This window comes from Cupriavidus sp. Met-2 (assembly GCF_049843575.1).
Taxonomy (GTDB): Bacteria; Pseudomonadota; Gammaproteobacteria; order Burkholderiales; family Burkholderiaceae; genus Cupriavidus; species Cupriavidus metallidurans.
On the sequence record NZ_JBBHZL010000002.1, the window covers coordinates 173227 to 189793 of the forward strand.

At 60.8% G+C, this 16567-nt stretch carries 21 protein-coding genes and 2 pseudogenes; 12 read left to right on the forward strand and 11 right to left on the reverse strand.

The window, feature by feature from the left end; all coding sequences use genetic code 11:
* Nucleotides 1–18 precede the first annotated feature (18 nt).
* From WD006_RS05950 to WD006_RS05965, 4 genes are all read right to left on the reverse strand, one after another.
* Entirely contained in the window at nt 19–903 is an 885-nt protein-coding gene (locus WD006_RS05950) for a 3-keto-5-aminohexanoate cleavage protein (RefSeq protein WP_029307802.1), read from the reverse strand.
* 28 nt (nt 904–931) lie between these two features.
* Nucleotides 932–1681 carry an SDR family NAD(P)-dependent oxidoreductase gene (locus tag WD006_RS05955; protein WP_011516644.1) on the reverse strand — a complete coding sequence of 250 codons (750 nt, stop codon included), beginning with the start codon at nt 1679–1681 and terminating at the stop codon, nt 932–934.
* Between the two features lie 67 nt (nt 1682–1748).
* Nucleotides 1749–2687, reverse strand: coding sequence for an intradiol ring-cleavage dioxygenase (locus WD006_RS05960; RefSeq protein ID WP_011516645.1), 939 nt, complete (start codon nt 2685–2687; stop codon nt 1749–1751).
* Nucleotides 2688–2885: 198 nt separating this feature from the next.
* Nucleotides 2886–3452: an antibiotic biosynthesis monooxygenase gene (locus tag WD006_RS05965; protein WP_029307801.1), complete on the reverse strand. Its 567-nt coding sequence runs from the start codon at nt 3450–3452 to the stop codon at nt 2886–2888.
* Between the two features lie 280 nt (nt 3453–3732).
* On the opposite strand from WD006_RS05965, the gene WD006_RS05970 reads away from it, so the two are divergent.
* Complete coding sequence (locus WD006_RS05970) at nt 3733–4431, forward strand: hydrolase (protein ID WP_008651604.1); 699 nt, start codon at nt 3733–3735, stop codon at nt 4429–4431.
* Nucleotides 4432–4635: 204 nt separating this feature from the next.
* Here WD006_RS05970 and WD006_RS05975 read toward each other — a convergent pair.
* Nucleotides 4636–5094, reverse strand: a pseudogene (locus WD006_RS05975) (response regulator transcription factor); the annotation flags it as partial.
* Here WD006_RS05975 and WD006_RS05980 point away from each other — a divergent pair.
* Nucleotides 5086–5709: pseudogene (locus tag WD006_RS05980) on the forward strand (hydrolase); the annotation flags it as partial. The pseudogenes WD006_RS05975 and WD006_RS05980 overlap by 9 nt on opposite strands.
* Before the next feature lie 145 nt (nt 5710–5854).
* Entirely contained in the window at nt 5855–6508 is a 654-nt protein-coding gene (locus WD006_RS05985) for a DsbA family oxidoreductase (RefSeq protein ID WP_029307799.1), read from the forward strand.
* A gap of 54 nt (nt 6509–6562) precedes the next feature.
* Here WD006_RS05985 and WD006_RS05990 read toward each other — a convergent pair whose 3' ends face one another.
* Together WD006_RS05990 and WD006_RS05995 are read right to left on the reverse strand one after the other, a co-directional pair.
* Nucleotides 6563–7162 (reverse strand): TMEM175 family protein, encoded by a 600-nt coding sequence (locus WD006_RS05990; protein WP_035832645.1) that lies wholly within the window; start codon nt 7160–7162, stop codon nt 6563–6565.
* 8 nt (nt 7163–7170) lie between these two features.
* Nucleotides 7171–7761 (reverse strand): YoaK family protein, encoded by a 591-nt coding sequence (locus WD006_RS05995; RefSeq protein WP_231108883.1) that lies wholly within the window; start codon nt 7759–7761, stop codon nt 7171–7173.
* On the opposite strand from WD006_RS05995, the gene WD006_RS06000 reads away from it, so the two are divergent.
* The 5 genes from WD006_RS06000 to WD006_RS06020 all read left to right on the forward strand — a co-directional run bounded on the left by WD006_RS06000 (nt 7738) and on the right by WD006_RS06020 (nt 10562).
* Nucleotides 7738–9402, forward strand: a complete 1665-nt coding sequence (locus tag WD006_RS06000) for a hypothetical protein (RefSeq protein WP_175582352.1) — start codon at nt 7738–7740, stop codon at nt 9400–9402. The genes WD006_RS05995 and WD006_RS06000 overlap by 24 nt on opposite strands.
* Before the next feature lie 2 nt (nt 9403–9404).
* A complete protein-coding gene (locus tag WD006_RS06005; protein ID WP_029307796.1) occupies nt 9405–9650 on the forward strand; it encodes a hypothetical protein in 246 nt (81 codons plus the stop codon).
* Nucleotides 9647–9805, forward strand: coding sequence for a hypothetical protein (locus tag WD006_RS06010; protein WP_155714376.1), 159 nt, complete (start codon nt 9647–9649; stop codon nt 9803–9805). Before WD006_RS06005 ends, WD006_RS06010 begins: the two co-directional genes overlap by 4 nt.
* Nucleotides 9805–10047, forward strand: a complete 243-nt coding sequence (locus tag WD006_RS06015) for a hypothetical protein (protein WP_029307795.1) — start codon at nt 9805–9807, stop codon at nt 10045–10047. The genes WD006_RS06010 and WD006_RS06015 overlap by 1 nt, the downstream gene beginning before the upstream one ends.
* Nucleotides 10048–10265: 218 nt before the next feature.
* The gene (locus WD006_RS06020) at nt 10266–10562 is read left to right on the forward strand and encodes a hypothetical protein (RefSeq protein WP_029307794.1); all 297 of its coding nucleotides are present in this window, start codon (nt 10266–10268) and stop codon (nt 10560–10562) included.
* Here the strand turns inward: WD006_RS06020 and WD006_RS06025 are convergent.
* The gene (locus WD006_RS06025; protein ID WP_227874034.1) at nt 10559–11650 is read right to left on the reverse strand and encodes a tyrosine-type recombinase/integrase; all 1092 of its coding nucleotides are present in this window, start codon (nt 11648–11650) and stop codon (nt 10559–10561) included. The two genes, WD006_RS06020 and WD006_RS06025, sit on opposite strands and share 4 nt — an antisense overlap.
* A gap of 764 nt (nt 11651–12414) precedes the next feature.
* Here WD006_RS06025 and WD006_RS06030 point away from each other — a divergent pair.
* The 4 genes from WD006_RS06030 (at nt 12415) to WD006_RS06045 (ending at nt 15110) form a co-directional block, all read left to right on the forward strand.
* Entirely contained in the window at nt 12415–13377 is a 963-nt protein-coding gene (locus WD006_RS06030) for a DNA-processing protein DprA (protein WP_080711398.1), read from the forward strand.
* Nucleotides 13365–14003 carry a hypothetical protein gene (locus WD006_RS06035; RefSeq protein WP_141192889.1) on the forward strand — a complete coding sequence of 213 codons (639 nt, stop codon included), beginning with the start codon at nt 13365–13367 and terminating at the stop codon, nt 14001–14003. Before WD006_RS06030 ends, WD006_RS06035 begins: the two co-directional genes overlap by 13 nt.
* Before the next feature lie 14 nt (nt 14004–14017).
* Nucleotides 14018–14371, forward strand: coding sequence for a hypothetical protein (locus WD006_RS06040; protein WP_141192888.1), 354 nt, complete (start codon nt 14018–14020; stop codon nt 14369–14371).
* 97 nt (nt 14372–14468) lie between these two features.
* Nucleotides 14469–15110 (forward strand): SOS response-associated peptidase, encoded by a 642-nt coding sequence (locus WD006_RS06045; RefSeq protein WP_029307790.1) that lies wholly within the window; start codon nt 14469–14471, stop codon nt 15108–15110.
* Here the strand turns inward: WD006_RS06045 and WD006_RS06050 are convergent.
* From WD006_RS06050 to WD006_RS06060, 3 genes are read right to left on the reverse strand one after another with little or no spacing between them, the layout of a single operon-like run.
* Nucleotides 15097–15618, reverse strand: a complete 522-nt coding sequence (locus WD006_RS06050; RefSeq protein WP_035832643.1) for a DUF2514 family protein — start codon at nt 15616–15618, stop codon at nt 15097–15099. The genes WD006_RS06045 and WD006_RS06050 overlap by 14 nt on opposite strands.
* Nucleotides 15615–16109: a hypothetical protein gene (locus WD006_RS06055; RefSeq protein WP_029307787.1), complete on the reverse strand. Its 495-nt coding sequence runs from the start codon at nt 16107–16109 to the stop codon at nt 15615–15617. Before WD006_RS06055 ends, WD006_RS06050 begins: the two co-directional genes overlap by 4 nt.
* Entirely contained in the window at nt 16106–16504 is a 399-nt protein-coding gene (locus WD006_RS06060; protein WP_029307786.1) for a hypothetical protein, read from the reverse strand. Before WD006_RS06060 ends, WD006_RS06055 begins: the two co-directional genes overlap by 4 nt.
* Nucleotides 16505–16567 lie beyond the last annotated feature (63 nt).

Sequence of the window (16567 nt, forward strand, 5' to 3'; positions counted from 1 at the left end):
CATGCAGTAGAGAAGGAATCAGACTTCGCGCAGTCCGAGCGTGCGGCGCGCATCGGCGGATGAAGCGATGTCGCCACCGAGCGACTTCACGATGTCGCGCGCCTTGGCGACCAACGCGGCGTTGCTCGGCGCCAGCACGCCTTTTTCGAGATAGATGTTGTCTTCCAGGCCGACTCGGACGTGGCCACCCGCCAGCCAGGCCTGCGCGACGATCGGGAACTCCGCGCGGCCGATGCCGAACGCCGACCAGTGCGCGCCCGGTGGCAGCATGTTGCGGGCGTAGAAGATCGTTTCCGGCGTGGGTGCGAAGCCATACTTCACGCCCAGCACGAAAGTCCACAGCCCCGGGCCTTCAAGCACGCCATCACGCATGAAGTCGAGCGCCATGTTCAGATCGCCTGAATCGAAGATCTCGAGCTCCGGCATCACGCCTGCGGCGCGAATCACCTCGGCCATCTTGCGGACGTTGCCCGGCGTGTTGATCACCACGTCGGCGCCCGAGTTCATCGTGTTGAGGTCGAGTGAGCACACGTCGGGACGCAATGCGGCGATGTGCTCGACGCGCTTGAGCGGATGCAGCAGCGTGGTACCCGCCGCAGCCACGCGCGGCTCGTCCTCGTCGGGCACAAAGCGCCCGCCGGGGCCCGTGGTCAGGTTGATGATCAGCGCACGGTTGCGCGCGCGGATGCGGTCGATCACGTCGGCGTAGTAATCGAGACGCATCGACGGCTTGCCCGTTTCCGGATCGCGTACATGGATGTGCGCGACGGCAGCGCCAGCGTCGGCCGCTTCGAGCGCGGCGTTGGCGATCTGTTCCGGTGTGATGGGCAGACCGGGATGCTGGTCTGGCTTGACGATATTGCCGGTCACCGCGCAGGTGATGATGGTCTTGCGTGCGTGCATGGATACGTTGACCTGAGAAGAAAAGGAATCAGCCGAGCTGGCGCCCGCCATCGACGACGATGGTGGTGCCCGTGGCAAAGCGAAGCGATGTGGCGCACGCGACGATGGCGTCAGCCACGTCCTGCGCCTGACCGATCCGCCGCAGCGGTGTGGTCTTGGCCGCGCGTTCATTGAAGCTGCTATCGCGGCCCGGTACGAAGCCGGTATCCACTACGCCCGGAGAAACATTGAGCACGCGGATTGCTGGGGCGAGTGCACGGCCCAGCGACATTGCCATGACGTCGAGACCCGCCTTGACCGCGCAGTACGCAACGTTGCTGCCTTGCCCGGTGCGCCCCGCGATCGAGCCGACGTTGACGACCAGGCCGTCGCCGTTCGCGCGCAGCAGTGGTGCGAACGCGCGAATCGCGGCGAACTGGCCGCGCCAGTTGACGGCAAACATTTCGTCGATCAACGCATCGTCGAGCGCATCGAGATCGGCATGCGGAATCGCACGTGTGAAGCCCGACGTGTTGACGAGGATGTCGACACGTCCGTAATGATGCTGGACGTCGTCCGCAAGTAGCCGCAGCGTGGCGCTGTCGCCGACTTCTGCATGAGCAGCCAGGTGATTGCCGGCCGGCAGCGTGGCGACGGCGCTCGCGGTGCGGTCCGCATCGCGTCCGGTCAGCACCACGCTGGCGCCGATCTCTGCCAGCGCATGGCCTGTGGCGAGGCCAATGCCGCCGGTGCCACCGATGATCACGGCGACTTTGCCGGATAGGGAATGAATAGGCATGTTCAGTTGGATGAATGGAAGGTCGTGATAAACGTTGCGACGGTGGAGCGACGGGTTCGTCGGTCCATCAATCGATCGGCGGACGCGGGAACGTCTGAACGCCCGGTTCCAGCGTGAAATCAAATGCCAGCGTGTAGAACGGCGCGGGTATGTCGCCCCACGGGCTGCGTCCCGCTTCCACCTGCTGAAAGCGGCCAACGAGCTGGCGATGCACGCCGAACGTGACATCGGTTTCGAGAATGTCGGAGTCGTCGGCAAACACCTGCGTCACCAGCGTGCGATAGCCCGGCGCGGCGACGATGAAATGGATATGCGCTGGGCGATACGGATGGCGAAACTGCGCTGCCAGCAGTTCGCCGACCGGGCCGTTGGTGGGCACAGGATAGCCGGCCGGGCGCACGGTGCGGAAGTGATAGCCGCCTTCCGCATCGGTCTGGAACAGTCCGCGCAGATTGCGGTCCGGCTGGTTCGGGTCCTGATTGTCGTAGAGCCCGACCGGCGACGCCTGCCAGACTTCGACCGTCGCGCCGCGCAATGGCGTGCCGTCGGTCGCACGCACGGTGCCGCTGACGAACAGTGGCAGACCCGGTGCGTCGTCCTGCACCACGCAATCGCCGCACTGGTAACGCGGCGCATTGGCGCGATAGAACGGCCCCAGCAGCGCGCCCGGGGTACGGCCACCCACTGTGCTGTTGTTCATCGTGGTCACCAGTGTCGACAGGCCCAGCACGTCGGCGGCGAGCACCACCTCATTGTTGGTGGCGTGCGTGGCGTGGCCAAGCGCGGCAATGAACTCGAGCCCTAACTCAAACTCCTCGTCGGTCGGACGCACTTCGCGCAGGAATTCGTGCAGATGCCGCACCAGCGCCGCCATCACGGTGCGCAGGCGCGGATTCTCCGTTCCCTCCATTGCACGCCTGACAACGTCGGTCACCGACCATTCGTCGTCGATCAGGGCCAGGTCTTCAATGGATTGCGGCGTCGATCGAGATTGCATCGTCTCCATGGTTTCTTCCTTCTTCTCATGTTTTTGCAAACGTTTGCATTATGGACACCGAATCGTGAAGATCAAGCAGAATTTTTCGTCCGCAGGAACCCGGAACGTCACAGCGACCCGGAAAATCCAATCAAATCAACGGATACGGTGCGTGTCAGGCAAAACCCGTAGTTGACCGATGGGAGGCCGCCTAAACCGTCAGCGCCCTCACTTGAACAGCCAGCGCGCCACAAGCCGGGTATAGCGTGGCATCACCACGTAGACCATCAGGAACACGATTGCCGCCGAAACGACGGCCTTGTCGGCAAACGAGTCGCGGGCGAAGCCGAGACGGGCGAGCATTGGCACCACCCCCAGCGGAACAACAATGCTGAGCGGCAAGATCGCGCTCCACGTGACAAGCCACTGCTTCCACGCGGTCGGCACTTTGACCGGTGCGTGCTTCGGCGTGAACCAGAAATCGAGACCTGTTCGGATCTCGTATCGATCGCCCTGCCGCAGCGACGACTGCATCCGCGCAATATGCTGCCGGCGCTCATCGGATTCCATCCAGGCATTCAGGCTTTTGAAGTCAGCGAAACGGACGATCGTCGCGTATTCACGGCCCTTGCCGACCGGGCGGATCACGTCGGTGCTCAGGTAGCCTGGAAACCTGGAGCAGGCGACACGGATGTCGGCGAGCCACGTCTCATACTGCCCGGCGGCGCCGGGCTCGACCTCGTGAACAATGATGCTGGTCACGATGTCCTGAGGGTTGAGGGTTGTCGTGTTCATCTCGCTCCCAATGGATAGAACTCAGTCGCTTTTGAAATGCGAGAGCGCGTCAGGGCTTCAGGACCGCGCATGGCATGCGGTTCGACCTCGCGCCCATGGTTTCACCGCCCAATTCCAAAGATCAAAAAATTTGAACAACACTTACAATCCAGATCGGATGTTTGTGCGCTCGCCATCGCTATAGTTCTGCACATGGACAGCGCAACAACGCAACGAACTGAAAGCGGCGCTGCCAGACCAAGAACTCAAATTCCTTGAATAAAACTTAGTGGAGAGCACCATGTCGAACGCCAAACTGGAAGTCCTGACCCCGCGCAACAGCCAGCTGATCATCATTGACCACCAGCCGCAAATGGCCTTCGGCGTCCAGTCGATGGACCGTCAGACCATGAAGAACAACGTTGTGGGCCTGGCCAAGGCTGCGAAGGTCTTCGACGTGCCGACCACCATCACCACCGTCGAAAGCGAGTCGTTCTCGGGCTACACCTACCCGGAACTGCTCGACGTGTTCCCCGGCAAGCAAACCCTGGAACGCTCCTCGATGAACTCCTGGGACGACCAGAAAGTACGCGACGCGCTGGCCGCCAATGGCCGCAAGAAGGTAATCGTGGCCGGCCTGTGGACCGAGGTCTGCAACACCACTTTCGCGCTCTCCGCCATGCTTGAAGGCGACTACGAAATCTACATGGTGGCCGACGCCTCGGGCGGCACCACCAAGGAAGCGCATGACTACGCCATGCAGCGCATGATCCAGGCCGGCGTGGTACCGGTGACGTGGCAACAGGTTCTGCTGGAATGGCAACGCGACTGGAAGAACCGCGAAACGTACGACGCGGTGATGGCCGTGGCCAAGGAACACTCAGGCGCCTACGGCATGGGCATCGACTACGCCTACACGATGGTTCACAAGGCCGCGCAACGCACGGCAACCCCACACGCATCGATCGCGCCCGTACACGCACCGGTGATCGAGCGCTGAAGCATGCCCGCAGCCAGTCATCCCACGGAGCACACAAGATGAAATCAGATCGAAGCGTGGTCAACGGCGCCCTCCTGCTGGGATGCTGGCTGGCGGTCAGCACATCAAGCGTGGCGGCCGCAACGCTGGTCGCCCGGACGCTGATCGCCTGAGCATGTCAATCGCGCGGGGGAACCCTCTCCCGCCCAACGTCCTGACAATCGGTCAGCGATCGGCCCTGCAGATACCGAGCTGCTGCGCCAGCAATACCAGATCAGCAAACGTGCGCGCCCGCATCTTGCGCATCGCCTGCCCGCGGTGAATCTTGACGGTAACCTCGCTGATGCCGATCTCGCCCGCAATCTGCTTGTTCAGCAGTCCTGTCACGGCCAGTCCCATGACTTCGGATTCGCGTGGCGTGAGTGTGGCGTAGTTCGCCCGAATCTCATCAACCTTGCCAACCGCCTGGCGGCGCAAACGGTCTTTCTCCAGCGCGGCGGATACGGCGTCCAGCAAATCCTGGTCGCGAAACGGCTTGGCCATGAAGTCTTCGGCCCCGGCCTTCATGGCTGCGACGCTCATGGCGATGTCTCCGTACCCAGTCATGAAGATGATCGGAATATGAATGCCCATCTGCCCCAGCCTGGCCTGCAGATCCAGTCCGCTCTGGCCACGCAGCCGCAGATGGCGTTCGGCATTCAGTCCATTGATCGTCAGACGCTGAAGAACAATGTGGTCGGCCTTGCCAAGGCCGCCAAGATCTTCAATATCCCGACCACCATCAGCACCGTGGAAAGCGAGTCGTTCTCGGGCTACACGTTTCCAGAGCTCCTTGACGTGTTCCCGAACGCGAAAACACTCGAGCGATCATCGATGAACTCCTGGGACGACCAGAAGGTGCGCGATGCGCTGAAGGCGGCCGGCCGCAAGAAGATCGTGGCTGCCGGGCTGTGGACCGAGGTGTGCATTACCACCTTCGCCCTGTGCGCCATGCAGGACGCCGGCTATGAGTTCTACGTGGTTGCGGATGCCTGTGGTGGCAATACCCGGGAAGCCCATGACTACGCGATGCAACGCATGATCCAGGCCGGCGTGGTGCCGGTGACATGGCAGCAAGTACTGCTCGAATGGCAGCGCGACTGGGCGCATCACGACACCTATGATGCCGTGATGCAGCTCGTGAAGGAGCACTCCGGCGCCTACGGCATGGGTGTGGACTACGCCTACACGATGGTCCATAAAGCCGCGCAACGGACCGCCACGCCGCACGAATCGCTCGCACCCGTACCGGCACGCTGAAGGTGGACTGACACACGGCTGCCTTGTCGGCAGCCGTGCCTTGCATCGAGCGCAACGCTGGGTTGCGCGGCGTCCCTATTCAGGAATCCGGGCGCGTGCCTTACCTTTGTGTCATCGCCATTTCGCTTCAGGACTGGAGCGCTCCATGACACCGATAGACATCATCATCACTTACGACTTCATTTGCCCCTGGTGCTGGATCGGGCATCAATCGCTGAAGGCCGGCATCGAGCAGGCTGGCATGGCTGGCCGATTCCGCTCGCAATACCAGCCTTACGAGCTCAACCCGGACATGCCGAAACCCAGCTCGAATCGCAAGGCATATCGCAGCCGCAAGTTCGGCAGCTGGGAGCGGTCCCAGGTGCTGGATGCGGAGGTTGCGGCGGCTGGGAAACGCGTGGGTCTTGCATTCAACTACGACCGGATACTGGTCACGCCGAATACACGCCTGGCACACCGCCTTATGCGCTACGTACAGGACCAGGACGCCGCACGCGCGGATGACTTGTTCAGCGCAGTGATGGAAGCCTATTTCACACGCGGACAGGACATTGGTTCTCTGGACGTGCTGGTAGACATCGCGGTTTCGATCGGCTTCGACGCAGCCGGCGTGCGCGAGTATCTGAACGGCTCGGCCGGGGAAGCGAGCGTCGTGGCCCAGGAACTACAGGCCCAGTTCGATGGCGTCCGTTCGGTGCCCACATACCGGGTCGGCAACCAGCGCATCACCGGTGGTCAACCGCCCCAACATTTCGCCCGCGTCTTGCAGGCTGCTGCCGGCGAATTGGAGAACATGTAGCCCCGGGGGCGAGGCTGGCCTGCGGTTGACACAGACGGCGCGCTTCCCGGCCGCCTATGAATCCCTGCCGCCCTGCCCCAGAAGATAGCTCTCGATCCGCGAATCGGGCAGAAACCAGAATGCAGCCATCGCAATCAGAATGAGTGTTGCCGCGATGCTGCTGAAGAAACTCACCACGATCGCCAATGCGTACACGACGAGCGATACCCTGCCCTTCCGATCCTTGCCGATGGCACCTGCGAGCATGGAGCCCTGTCCCTCCGATGCCATGATGACGCGCTGCAGAATCCAATAGGATATGGCGCACATAAAGAGCACAAAGGCGTACAGCGCGGTTGGAATCTCCGAGAATTCCGACTTGCCAGTCCAGGTGGTGGTGATAGGAATCATCGTCAGCCAGAACAACAGATTGAGGTTCGCCCACATGACCTTCCCGTTGATACCACGCACCATCTGGAACAGGTGATGGTGATTGTTCCAGTAGATGCCGACATAGATGAAGCTGAGCACGTATCCAAAGAAATGGGGCGCCTCTGCTCGTACGCCAGTCCAGTTGAACTCCGCTGGAAGCTGAATCTGATAGAGCATCAGCGTCAAGCTCACGGAAATCACTCCATCGCTGAATGATTCCAGCCGACTCTTGTTGATGGTCATGGCAGTGCTCAAATGAACTGCTTGCGGAACGCAAGGCTGGCCAGATACAAGATCGCCAGCGTGAAAGGCAGCACACTCCAGAAGCCGATGCGCATGTAAAGCACCGCGCCAAGGAACGCGCCCGCGACAAACCCGACGACGATGCTTCCGCTTTTCAGCACGGCGACCCCGTGTTCGCGGCTGAACGTGCGCACGAAGTTGGATAGATCGATGCCAAACTGCGTGGTGTTCCCCGTCATCATCGTGCTGGGGCTGATGTGCTTGATCAAGGTCTTGCTCGCCGTATTGCGGATTGCCAGAGCCATCAGGCCCAGGCCACCCGTCAGTGCCAGCTCACCCGCGCCGGGATCAAGGAGCGGATCGAAGTACAGTCCCACCAGCATGAAGGCGGACAGGAACACCGCCTCCGCCACGAACAGCCAGCCCAGGGTCTTGTGGGACTGGCTGCAGCGGTCGATCCACATCTTGGCCAGCATGACCGTGATGATGAATAGCGGAATGGCGCCCAGTTTCACCCACAGTCCCGCGCCCCCTTTCACAAGGGCCGCGCCTGCCAGCACCAGGTTGCCCGTCACATGGGCGGTGAAGAAGCCGAGCAAGGCGATGAAGCCGATGGTGTCGATGGCGCCACCTGTCTGCCTACGGTCCTGTACTACCAGGCGAACGCCGCCACCGACGAGGCCTGGTACTACTTCCGTGTCGGCTTTCCGCACGAATCCGAGCCCGCCAAGAACACATTCAGCAGCGCACAGATCGCCTCTGCGACCGAGTTCAAGAAGCGTCTGCTTGGGGTTGCGCCCGGCGCGTTCTACACCGGCTCCACCGGCCAGCTCGACGCGTATCTCAAAGAGCAGATGCACCGCATCAAGAGCGTGCAGACAATCGATTTCGTGGGCTACGCGAAGGAGCACGGCTGCTACGTCTACGCCGACATCGCCGTCAAGGGCGGAAAACTATTCACGCTCAACGACGAGGACTTCTTTGATGTCGGGCGGTTGTCCATCAAGACGATCGGTGGCTCCGCTGGCCTGTCGATCAATACCGACATCAAGGCGCTCGACTATGGCTGGCTGGAGCTGCTCTGGCGCGCGTTCGGCGCCAAGGCCATCGTGGCGCTCGCCTTCTGGCTGGGCAGCCTGTTTGCCGAGCAGATCCGCGAAGGCGAAGGGATCAAGCAGAAGAGCTTCCCTTTCCTCGAAGTGGTGGGCGAGCCCGGCGCCGGCAAATCGACGTTGATCGAATTCCTGTGGAAGCTGTTCGGCCGGCGTGACTATGAAGGCTTCGACCCGTCAAAGTCATCGCTCGCCGCACGAGCACGGAACTTTGCGCAGGTGTCGAACCTGCCGGTGGTCCTGATCGAAGGCGACCGCGGTGAGGACGGCGCCAAGGTCAAGGGCTTTGACTGGAATGAGCTGAAAACCGCTTACAACGGGCGCAGCACACGAGCACGCGGTGTCAAGAACGGCGGTAACGAAACCTACGAACCACCCTTCCGAGGGACCGTGGTCATCAGCCAGAACGCCGAAGTCAATGCCAGCGAGGCCGTGCTGCAGCGGATCGTGCATCTGTACTTCGATCGTGCCGGCCAGAACGCCGACACGTTCGCCGCCGCGCGTGCGCTGGAACAGATGCCTGTCGAGGACGTCTCCGCGTTCCTGCTGTCGGCCATCCTGAAAGAGAAGGACGTACTGAGGCTGTTTGCCGAGCGCATGCCGTTCTACCAGGAGAAGCTGGCCGCTAACCCTGAGGTGAAACACCAGCGTCTCGTGAAGAATCACGCGCAGATCATGGCGCTGGTTGACTGTCTGACCGCCGTTATGCCACTGCCACGCGACTACCGTGACGCAGCGCAGACGAAACTCGTGCGCATGGCCGTGGAGCGTCAGCAGGCCATCGGCGCCGATCACCCGCTCGTGCAGGAGTTCTGGGAGCTGTACGACCACATCGAGTCCGCTGAAGATGACAACGCGGTGCTCAACCACGCTCGTGGCGGCGATGTCATAGCCATCAGCCTGCGCCATTTCGAACAGGTGGCCAACGACCGCCGCCTGAACCTTCCCCCGCTGACCGACCTGAAGCGTGTCCTCAAGACATCGAGGGCACGCAAGTTCATCGATCTGCGGGTCGTCAACAGCGCGATCAACGCGCGTCACAACGCTGAGTACCCCCACGTCCCACGCCGGCCGGATACGGTCAAGTGCTGGGTGTTTGAGGCGCGCTCGGTCGATAAAGGAGTTTGAGTATGTCTGCCATTGAGACCTCTATCTGTTCAGCAGTCTCCATCGAAGTGAAGCCCGTCTGCTATCAGGTCCAGCGCCTGCCCAACACGCCGGCTTATACGTTCGCCACACAGCAACTCTTGATCACGGCGCACGATGGGAACAGGATCGCGCTCTCCGTCCATCTTCGGGAAGGGTGTGCGCGCTTCGCGTCGGGCGAACCCATAGTGCTCCCTACTGTTCGCGACATCGAGGAGAGCGAGCAATGAACGCCTTTCTCGTTTGCATCGTTTCACACGATGGCGTGCGCATCGAGTTCACCGCGATCGCCCGCACGCGCCTGGATGCGCAGCTCGGCGCGCTGAACCACCTGACCGCGCCGCCGCGCTTCTGTTGCGCTCACGCCATTGGGAGGGCCACCTGATGTACGCGCTACTCAATCTCTGGATGATCGGTACTGCGCTGGTGTCGGTCTATCTGTTCAACAGTGGGGCGCATCGCGTGCGTTGGGCTGCGTTGGTCGGGCTGGTTGGTCAGCCGGCTTGGGTGTATCTGACTGTCGATAACGACGAGCCTGGGATGTTCGTGGTGAGCTTGTTTTTCACGGTCTGCTATGCGCGAGGGGTGTGGGATGGCTTTGTTCGGCGTGGGGGATATCGTGGGTAAGTTGATTGTTACTGAGATGCAGTTGCGGCGGGTGCATCGGGTGCTGCGCGTTGCTACGCCTTTTGAGGGGATGTCTGGGGTACTGCGCGCGGCTGTTACGGCAGCAGCACGGGCGATGGCTGCTCGGGATGCGCGGCGGGTGGGTGTGGTGGATTTGAAGCGTCGGGGTGGTGGGGATTTTGAGGGGGAGCCTCTGGAGCGCACTATGGAGTTGCGAGATGAGCGAAACACAACTGATTGACCAGCTTGCCGACGAAATCGCCAAGCGCGTAGTGCCTGCGATCCCTGTCTCTGTCCAACTCTGGAATGCAAAGCTGATCGGAAACTATCTGCGACGCTCACCCGCAGCCGTGATGGAGCGTGTGGTCACGTTGCCGGGCTTCCCCAAACCGATCCGCCTGCCTACCCAGAAGGAGGGCTCCAGAGGCCAGCCGCTGTGGGAGGCCTCGGAGGTAATCGCCTGGGTGCGATCGCACAAGGAGAAGATCGTAGGCCGGCCGCGGAAAGTCGACTAGCCCAGGCGCTGCGCGATGCTGGCGGCGGACTCGTTGTAGTACGTCATCAGCTCCTGGAGGTTCGTGTGCCCGGTCATCCGGGCCAGATCCAGCGGCTGCAGCTTCTTGGCCAGGCGGGTGATCGCTTCGTGCCGCGTATCGTGGAATGTCAGGCCGGCAATGCCGGCCTTTTCTTTGGCCTTGCGGAACAGCGCATCCCGGCTGGCCGCCGACAGATTGAACAGCGGATCGCCGCCATCAACCTCCGGGAGCATTTTCAGCAGCGTCACCGCTCGCGTGGACAGCGGGACATTTCTGGCTCCGCCGTTTTTTGTCATCGGCAGATGGGCAACGCGCCGCTCGAAGTCGACAGATCGACTTGTCAGCCCCAGCATTTCGCCCGAACGCATGGCCGTCTCGATGGCCAGCAAGAATGCCACGGCCACCCGCTGCGACGGCAGCGCCACCGGCACGCCCTCCTGGTACCCCAGTGCGGTGATGATCTTCTCTATCTCCGTCTCGGCGATCAGGCGGTCACGCGGTGGATTCTCCGGCGGCCGGCGGACATCTTTCATCGGATCGTGAACCAGCCACGCCCATTCCCGCCGCGCCACATCGAGTGCGTGGGAAAGAAGCGTCATTTCGCGGGATACGGAAGAGCCAGAAACATCGCGCAGCCTGGCATCGCGCCATGCCGCAATGTGGGTCGATCGGAGCTCGGCCAGTCGGATATCCCGGAGCTGACGCCCCTCGACCTTGATCTTGCCGATCAACTCGAGCCTGAGCTTTTCCCACCGCTCCCCGCGCTTCGTGGGGCTGATCTTTCGCTGGTAGTCGTCCAGGACATGCCCGACCGTGAATGTCTTGCTGCCCTGCCCTGACTGGATCGACCTCAACTCAGCCTGCCGGCGGTCCGCCCACTCCTGGGCGAGCGCCTTGTTTGGAAAGCTACGGCTCTCGCGCTGGCCCTTCACATCGAGCTGAACGCGCCACCCTTTCCCAATCTTCTGAAACGATGCCATGGGGGCTCCGTGGGGGAATTCTGGGGGCGACGCAGGAATTATATGTGATTCTTTGTAGGTGGATTGGGGGGTGATGCGGATGCGCAAAAGCCCGCTATCCCTTGTGGGACAAGCGTTTGCGGGGATTTTGGGTGTTACGTGGGAATGTGATGATACGGTAACTTGGTGCGAGGGAGGGGACTCGAACCCCAGCAATCTGGCTCAACTGTGCGCCTTTCAGGCGAATGCTGGCAAAAAGCTGGCAAATCAGATGAGCCACCTGAGCCCGGCGTGGTGCGATACACTGTATATCCATACAGCATCAAGCATTGCCATGGGCAACAAAAAGTCAGCCGCAGGCTGCCAAATCCACGAGGCGCCCCCTAGCTTACCGACTGTCCGACAAGTAGCGCAGCGCCTACTTGACGCCCTTGATCGCCTCAATGCAGGCACGGACGCCGTGGGATTCCACGGTTGGGAGAACGGTTTGGGAGAGCCCGCCGGGGATCAGCTCGAGGAGGTGCGGCACGAGCTCGAAGTCCTCCTGGCGAAGACTCCCGCCCAGGCCAGCCTACTCACAGGTGCGGACTTCGATTCAAAGGAGTTCGAGCGGATTTGGAAATCATCTGAGGTCCAGCGGGCCGGTAAGGAATTCGGTTGGCGAGGGATCGCAGAGGCAGTCTGGGCCGCGGCGTTTCAAGAATGCGTGGATCGAACGCCCAAAGCCAATGTTCCCATGCGGCACGAAGAGCCCTAAGCTGTTACCCGAAAGAACACAGACCACGACATTGCGTTCCGTACCGTTGTATACCCCCCTCAACGGTATACTTTCCAGTCACAAGAGTCGTGTATTGTAGATGACAATAGATCACATGAAACCATCTGAGAATTTGGAACACCAGACCGGAGATCTCTTTCTCGCGCACGGCGTGTCAGATCCAATTTCAGATTTCGACACCGTCCTGGCTGAACAGCCAATATCACCGTGGCGCGAAATGGCGGCCTACGAAGCTTTGTGGCAGTCCGACAACGCTTCGTTTAAGACGATTGCAGAAATCTTCGAAAAGCACCCCGGCGCGACCCCTTCTCAATTGGTCTCGCAGGAGGCTACGGAGGATATTCTGGCCGAGCTACGCCCCCACTTTTCGAAGGCGGAGATCACCGAGTTTGGGGTGAGGATTCACGGGGCTCTTGACTACCCCAAGAAACTACGGGACGCGATACACCCACTTGCGTTTTTCTATTTTCAAGGGTGGTGGGATTTGGCGGAGTCGCGCAAATCTGTCGCAGTAGTTGGAACTCGGGAGCCCAGTCGCGAAGGTGCCGCGCGTGCAAAGCGACTTGTGAAGTTGCTGGTTGCCGAAGGCTACACCATCTATTCTGGGCTCGCCCGCGGCATTGACACGGTGGCACATACGACCACTCTCGAGGAGGGCGGCAACACTGTTGCCGTAATAGGAACTCCCATCACTGAATATTATCCGCGTGAGAACAAGGAGATGCAACGCCTTCTCGCTCGCGAGCAATTGGTCATCAGCCAGGTTCCCATTCTCCGCTACGCGCGGCAGACCTACAAGGGTAATAGATTCTTCTTCCCTGAGCGAAATGCAACTATGTCTGCTTTTAGTCAAGCGACCATCATAGTCGAAGCCGGCGAAACGTCTGGAACGTTGACGCAAGCGCGAGCAGCCTTAAACCAAGGACGAAAGCTGTTCATACTGGACAATTGCTTTCAGAACCCAAATCTTACCTGGCCCGCCAAATATGAGGCACAGGGCGCGATTCGCGTTCGGGACTTCGATGACATTATTCAGGCACTGACATGCCGAAACTAAGAAAAATAGACAGCCTTACAATTGGCGAACATTACTACCTTGAAGCAACAGATGCCTGCTACTATTTCGGAGAATATACTGCCGGAGAGGGCCCAAGGTATAGCGAGACAAATCAGCTAATCTGGAATTTCAAGAAGAAGCCGGAACGCAAGGCCTTCCCCGACTACCAGTACAAGCTGCTTGCCATCCAGCAGGCTGGACAGTGGCTAGCAGGCGCATTTAAGCCGGCAGCTTTGCCAACCGTTACCTTTGTCGGCGCGCCACCATCGCGTTGTATTGGCGACCCAGGCTATGACGATCGCATTGAGCAAGCGCTGCAGGTCGTTGCTGCCGCAGGCGGTGATGTACGGCAACTAATCAGCCAGGCACATTCACGACTACCCGCACATGAGTCACAAAACCGACCCAAGCCGGAGGACCTTGCTAGAAACTACAGAATTAATCCAGCGCTAGGAAATCCAGTGCCCACAACAATCGTCGTAGTTGACGATATGTTGACTACTGGATGCACTTTCAAGGCGATGTCGCAACTACTCAGAAAAAGTTATCCGAACGCGAAGATTGCGGGGATCTTTCTGGCCCGTCGTGCATTGCCATCCACCGATGAATTCGACACTGAAGATTAATCTTGAGCCAAATAATGGAAGAAAATCAAACTTCTCACGAAGACATCTACACAGTTCAGATGCGCCTCAATGGATCTACTCCGCGCTGGATTAGTTTTGAAATTTATGACGACGACCGAGATCTTCAAGCATTCTTTAGCGGAAGCGATGAGGCAATTATGAACTCGGCGATCAGCATTTTTTCGAGCCAAGAACCACTGCACCCTCCTTTCTCAACGAGTTCCAAGGGCCCATCTGAAGTACACAATTTCTCCTTGACCAGGAACCCAAACCAAGCGGAAATTCTCCTGGCGATTGAGAAGACAATTCAATCACTAGAATCCGTTGGGTTTTTCGTTGAACGGCGAAGAAACGGCTGGCAACTATAAGGGCCCGCTCGCCACGCCACCCTCGCTTTGTGGCGCCTGTCTATTGGGGTGCCATGCTATAACCCCATTGAGTCGGCTCATATAGGAGGGACGTTTAATGTGCGTGAACTATGCCCCCGTCCAGCGCCAGGTGTTGCGCGATGTCTTCGGCGTTGAGCCGCCCGCCGGCGAGTGGAAGGCCGAGGCGTGGCCCGACTACCCTGCCCCGATCATCCGCGCCGCGGAAGTTGGCTCGCGCGAAGCGGTGCTGGGCTCGTTCAGCATGGTGCCCAAGGCAAAGATCCCGCCTGGCGTGCGCTACTACCCCACAGCCAACGCGCGGACGGAAACGATCGGAAAGCTCAGCTCATTCGCCAAGCACTGGAAAGCTGCGCAGCTTTGCCTGATCCCGGCCACCGGCTTCTATGAGCCGAACTGGGAGACGGGCAAGGCCGTACGGTGGAGGATTGGACTGCCAGACGGCGAGCCATTTGCGATCGCGGGATTGTGGCGCCCGTGGCCGGATGGCGCTGTGTCGTTCACCATGCCGACGCTCAACGCCGACAGCCACCCCCTGATGCAGCGATTTCACAAGCCTGGAGATGAGAAGCGCGGCATTGTGATTCTGCCGCGCGAAGAATGGGACGACTGGCTGACATGCCGCGACCCTGAGGTGGCGCGGACATTCCTGCGCCTGCTTCCGTCCGTTGCGATGGTTGCAGAGGCGGCTCCTGTGCCGTCACGCACTAAGGCGTCGTAGAAATCAAGGCGTCGTAGTCCCGCTCGCACTTTTGCCCAGCGACTCGGGCTGCGTCAGCGTATTGCGCCAGGTCTCCCGCTCGCTGGTCAGCGCGTCCAAGCACGTCGGCGAGCAGTAGGATGGGATCGCCGGCTGACGCGCCAGCGGCGACAGAGGCGGGATCGCGGGGACTGCGGGCAGCGTTGGTGATGGCTGCAATACGGGCGAGCAGCTCGCGACGAGCAGCGTCAGCAGCGCGAGCACTAGCCTGTGCTGCATGAAGTTGTCGGATAGCATCATTGGTGGATTTCGCTTGTTCGGCCACGCGCCGCTGCTCCTCAATGCGGGCATCGTCGACGGCCTTGGTTTGGACACGTGCTTGATTACGCTGCTCAGTGGCATGTTCGGCCTTCTGCTCGGCGATCTGCTCGCCGAGCCGCCAGCCATTACCCAGCCAACCCGCAGCGAACAAAGCCGCCGCCACTGCGCCGATTAGGATCGAACGCCACGGCAGTCGTGGCAGGGTCATGACTGGACCTCCGCCACCGCGCGGGCATGATTGGCAGGCCAGTTCTTCGGGTGCGGCTTACCGGGCCGCCAGGTGCGGGCATAGAGATCCCATGCCGCCTGCTGCTCGGTCACTGACGGAAGCGCAAAGGGGTCTGTGAAAAGCAGCAGACGCGCCACACCGGCCGCGAGCACGTCATCCACCTCGATCGCACGATGAATGGCCTCCGGTTGAAAGGCGACACGCCGCGCGAGGCAAAGGCGCTCCAGGTGCGGCCGACTGGCGACATGCAAGAACACCCCCCACACCCCGCCGCGCGACTGAGGCGTGCCCAGCTCGAACTGCCAGAAGCCTCGGGCGGGACCATTGCCGGCCTGGCGCCGCGCCGCGAATGCCGACTCCTGCAGCCCGATGGCCAGCAGCATGACGCGCGCCTTTACCGTATCCATCGCGGGCGGCAGCAGCCGCAATGCCGGCTCGATCGCTAGGCAGATGATTTCGGATAGCGTCATAGCGTTACCTCCTGCCTGACCTCGCGCACGATGTCTGCGAGATCCTTGTCGCGGCGCCGCTCGATGAAATTGAACAGCCAGCGCACCACCGCCCAGCCCGGCAGGCCGCAGGCGAACACGAGCCCGAACAGCGCCACCAGCCCGATATAGTTCTGCGTCCACGACTGCAGCTCATAGTGCTGCACCACCGCTGCACCGCCCGCCACGCTCGACACCACCGTACTGATCAGCGCCACTGCCCACTCGCCGCGCGTACGCGGGCGCATCAGCAGCATGACCACGATGGCCGCCAGGCCACTCCCACCAGCCGCGACTGCTGCCGGCCCTCCCGCCGCCTTGAAGGCAGCCGCCCCCGCGACGCCTAGCGCGGCCCCTCCGCTAATTGGTTCTGACATTCACCCCCTCCATAAATGAGAAAGGCCCGCACAGGGCGGGCCAATAAAAAACCGCCCGAAGGC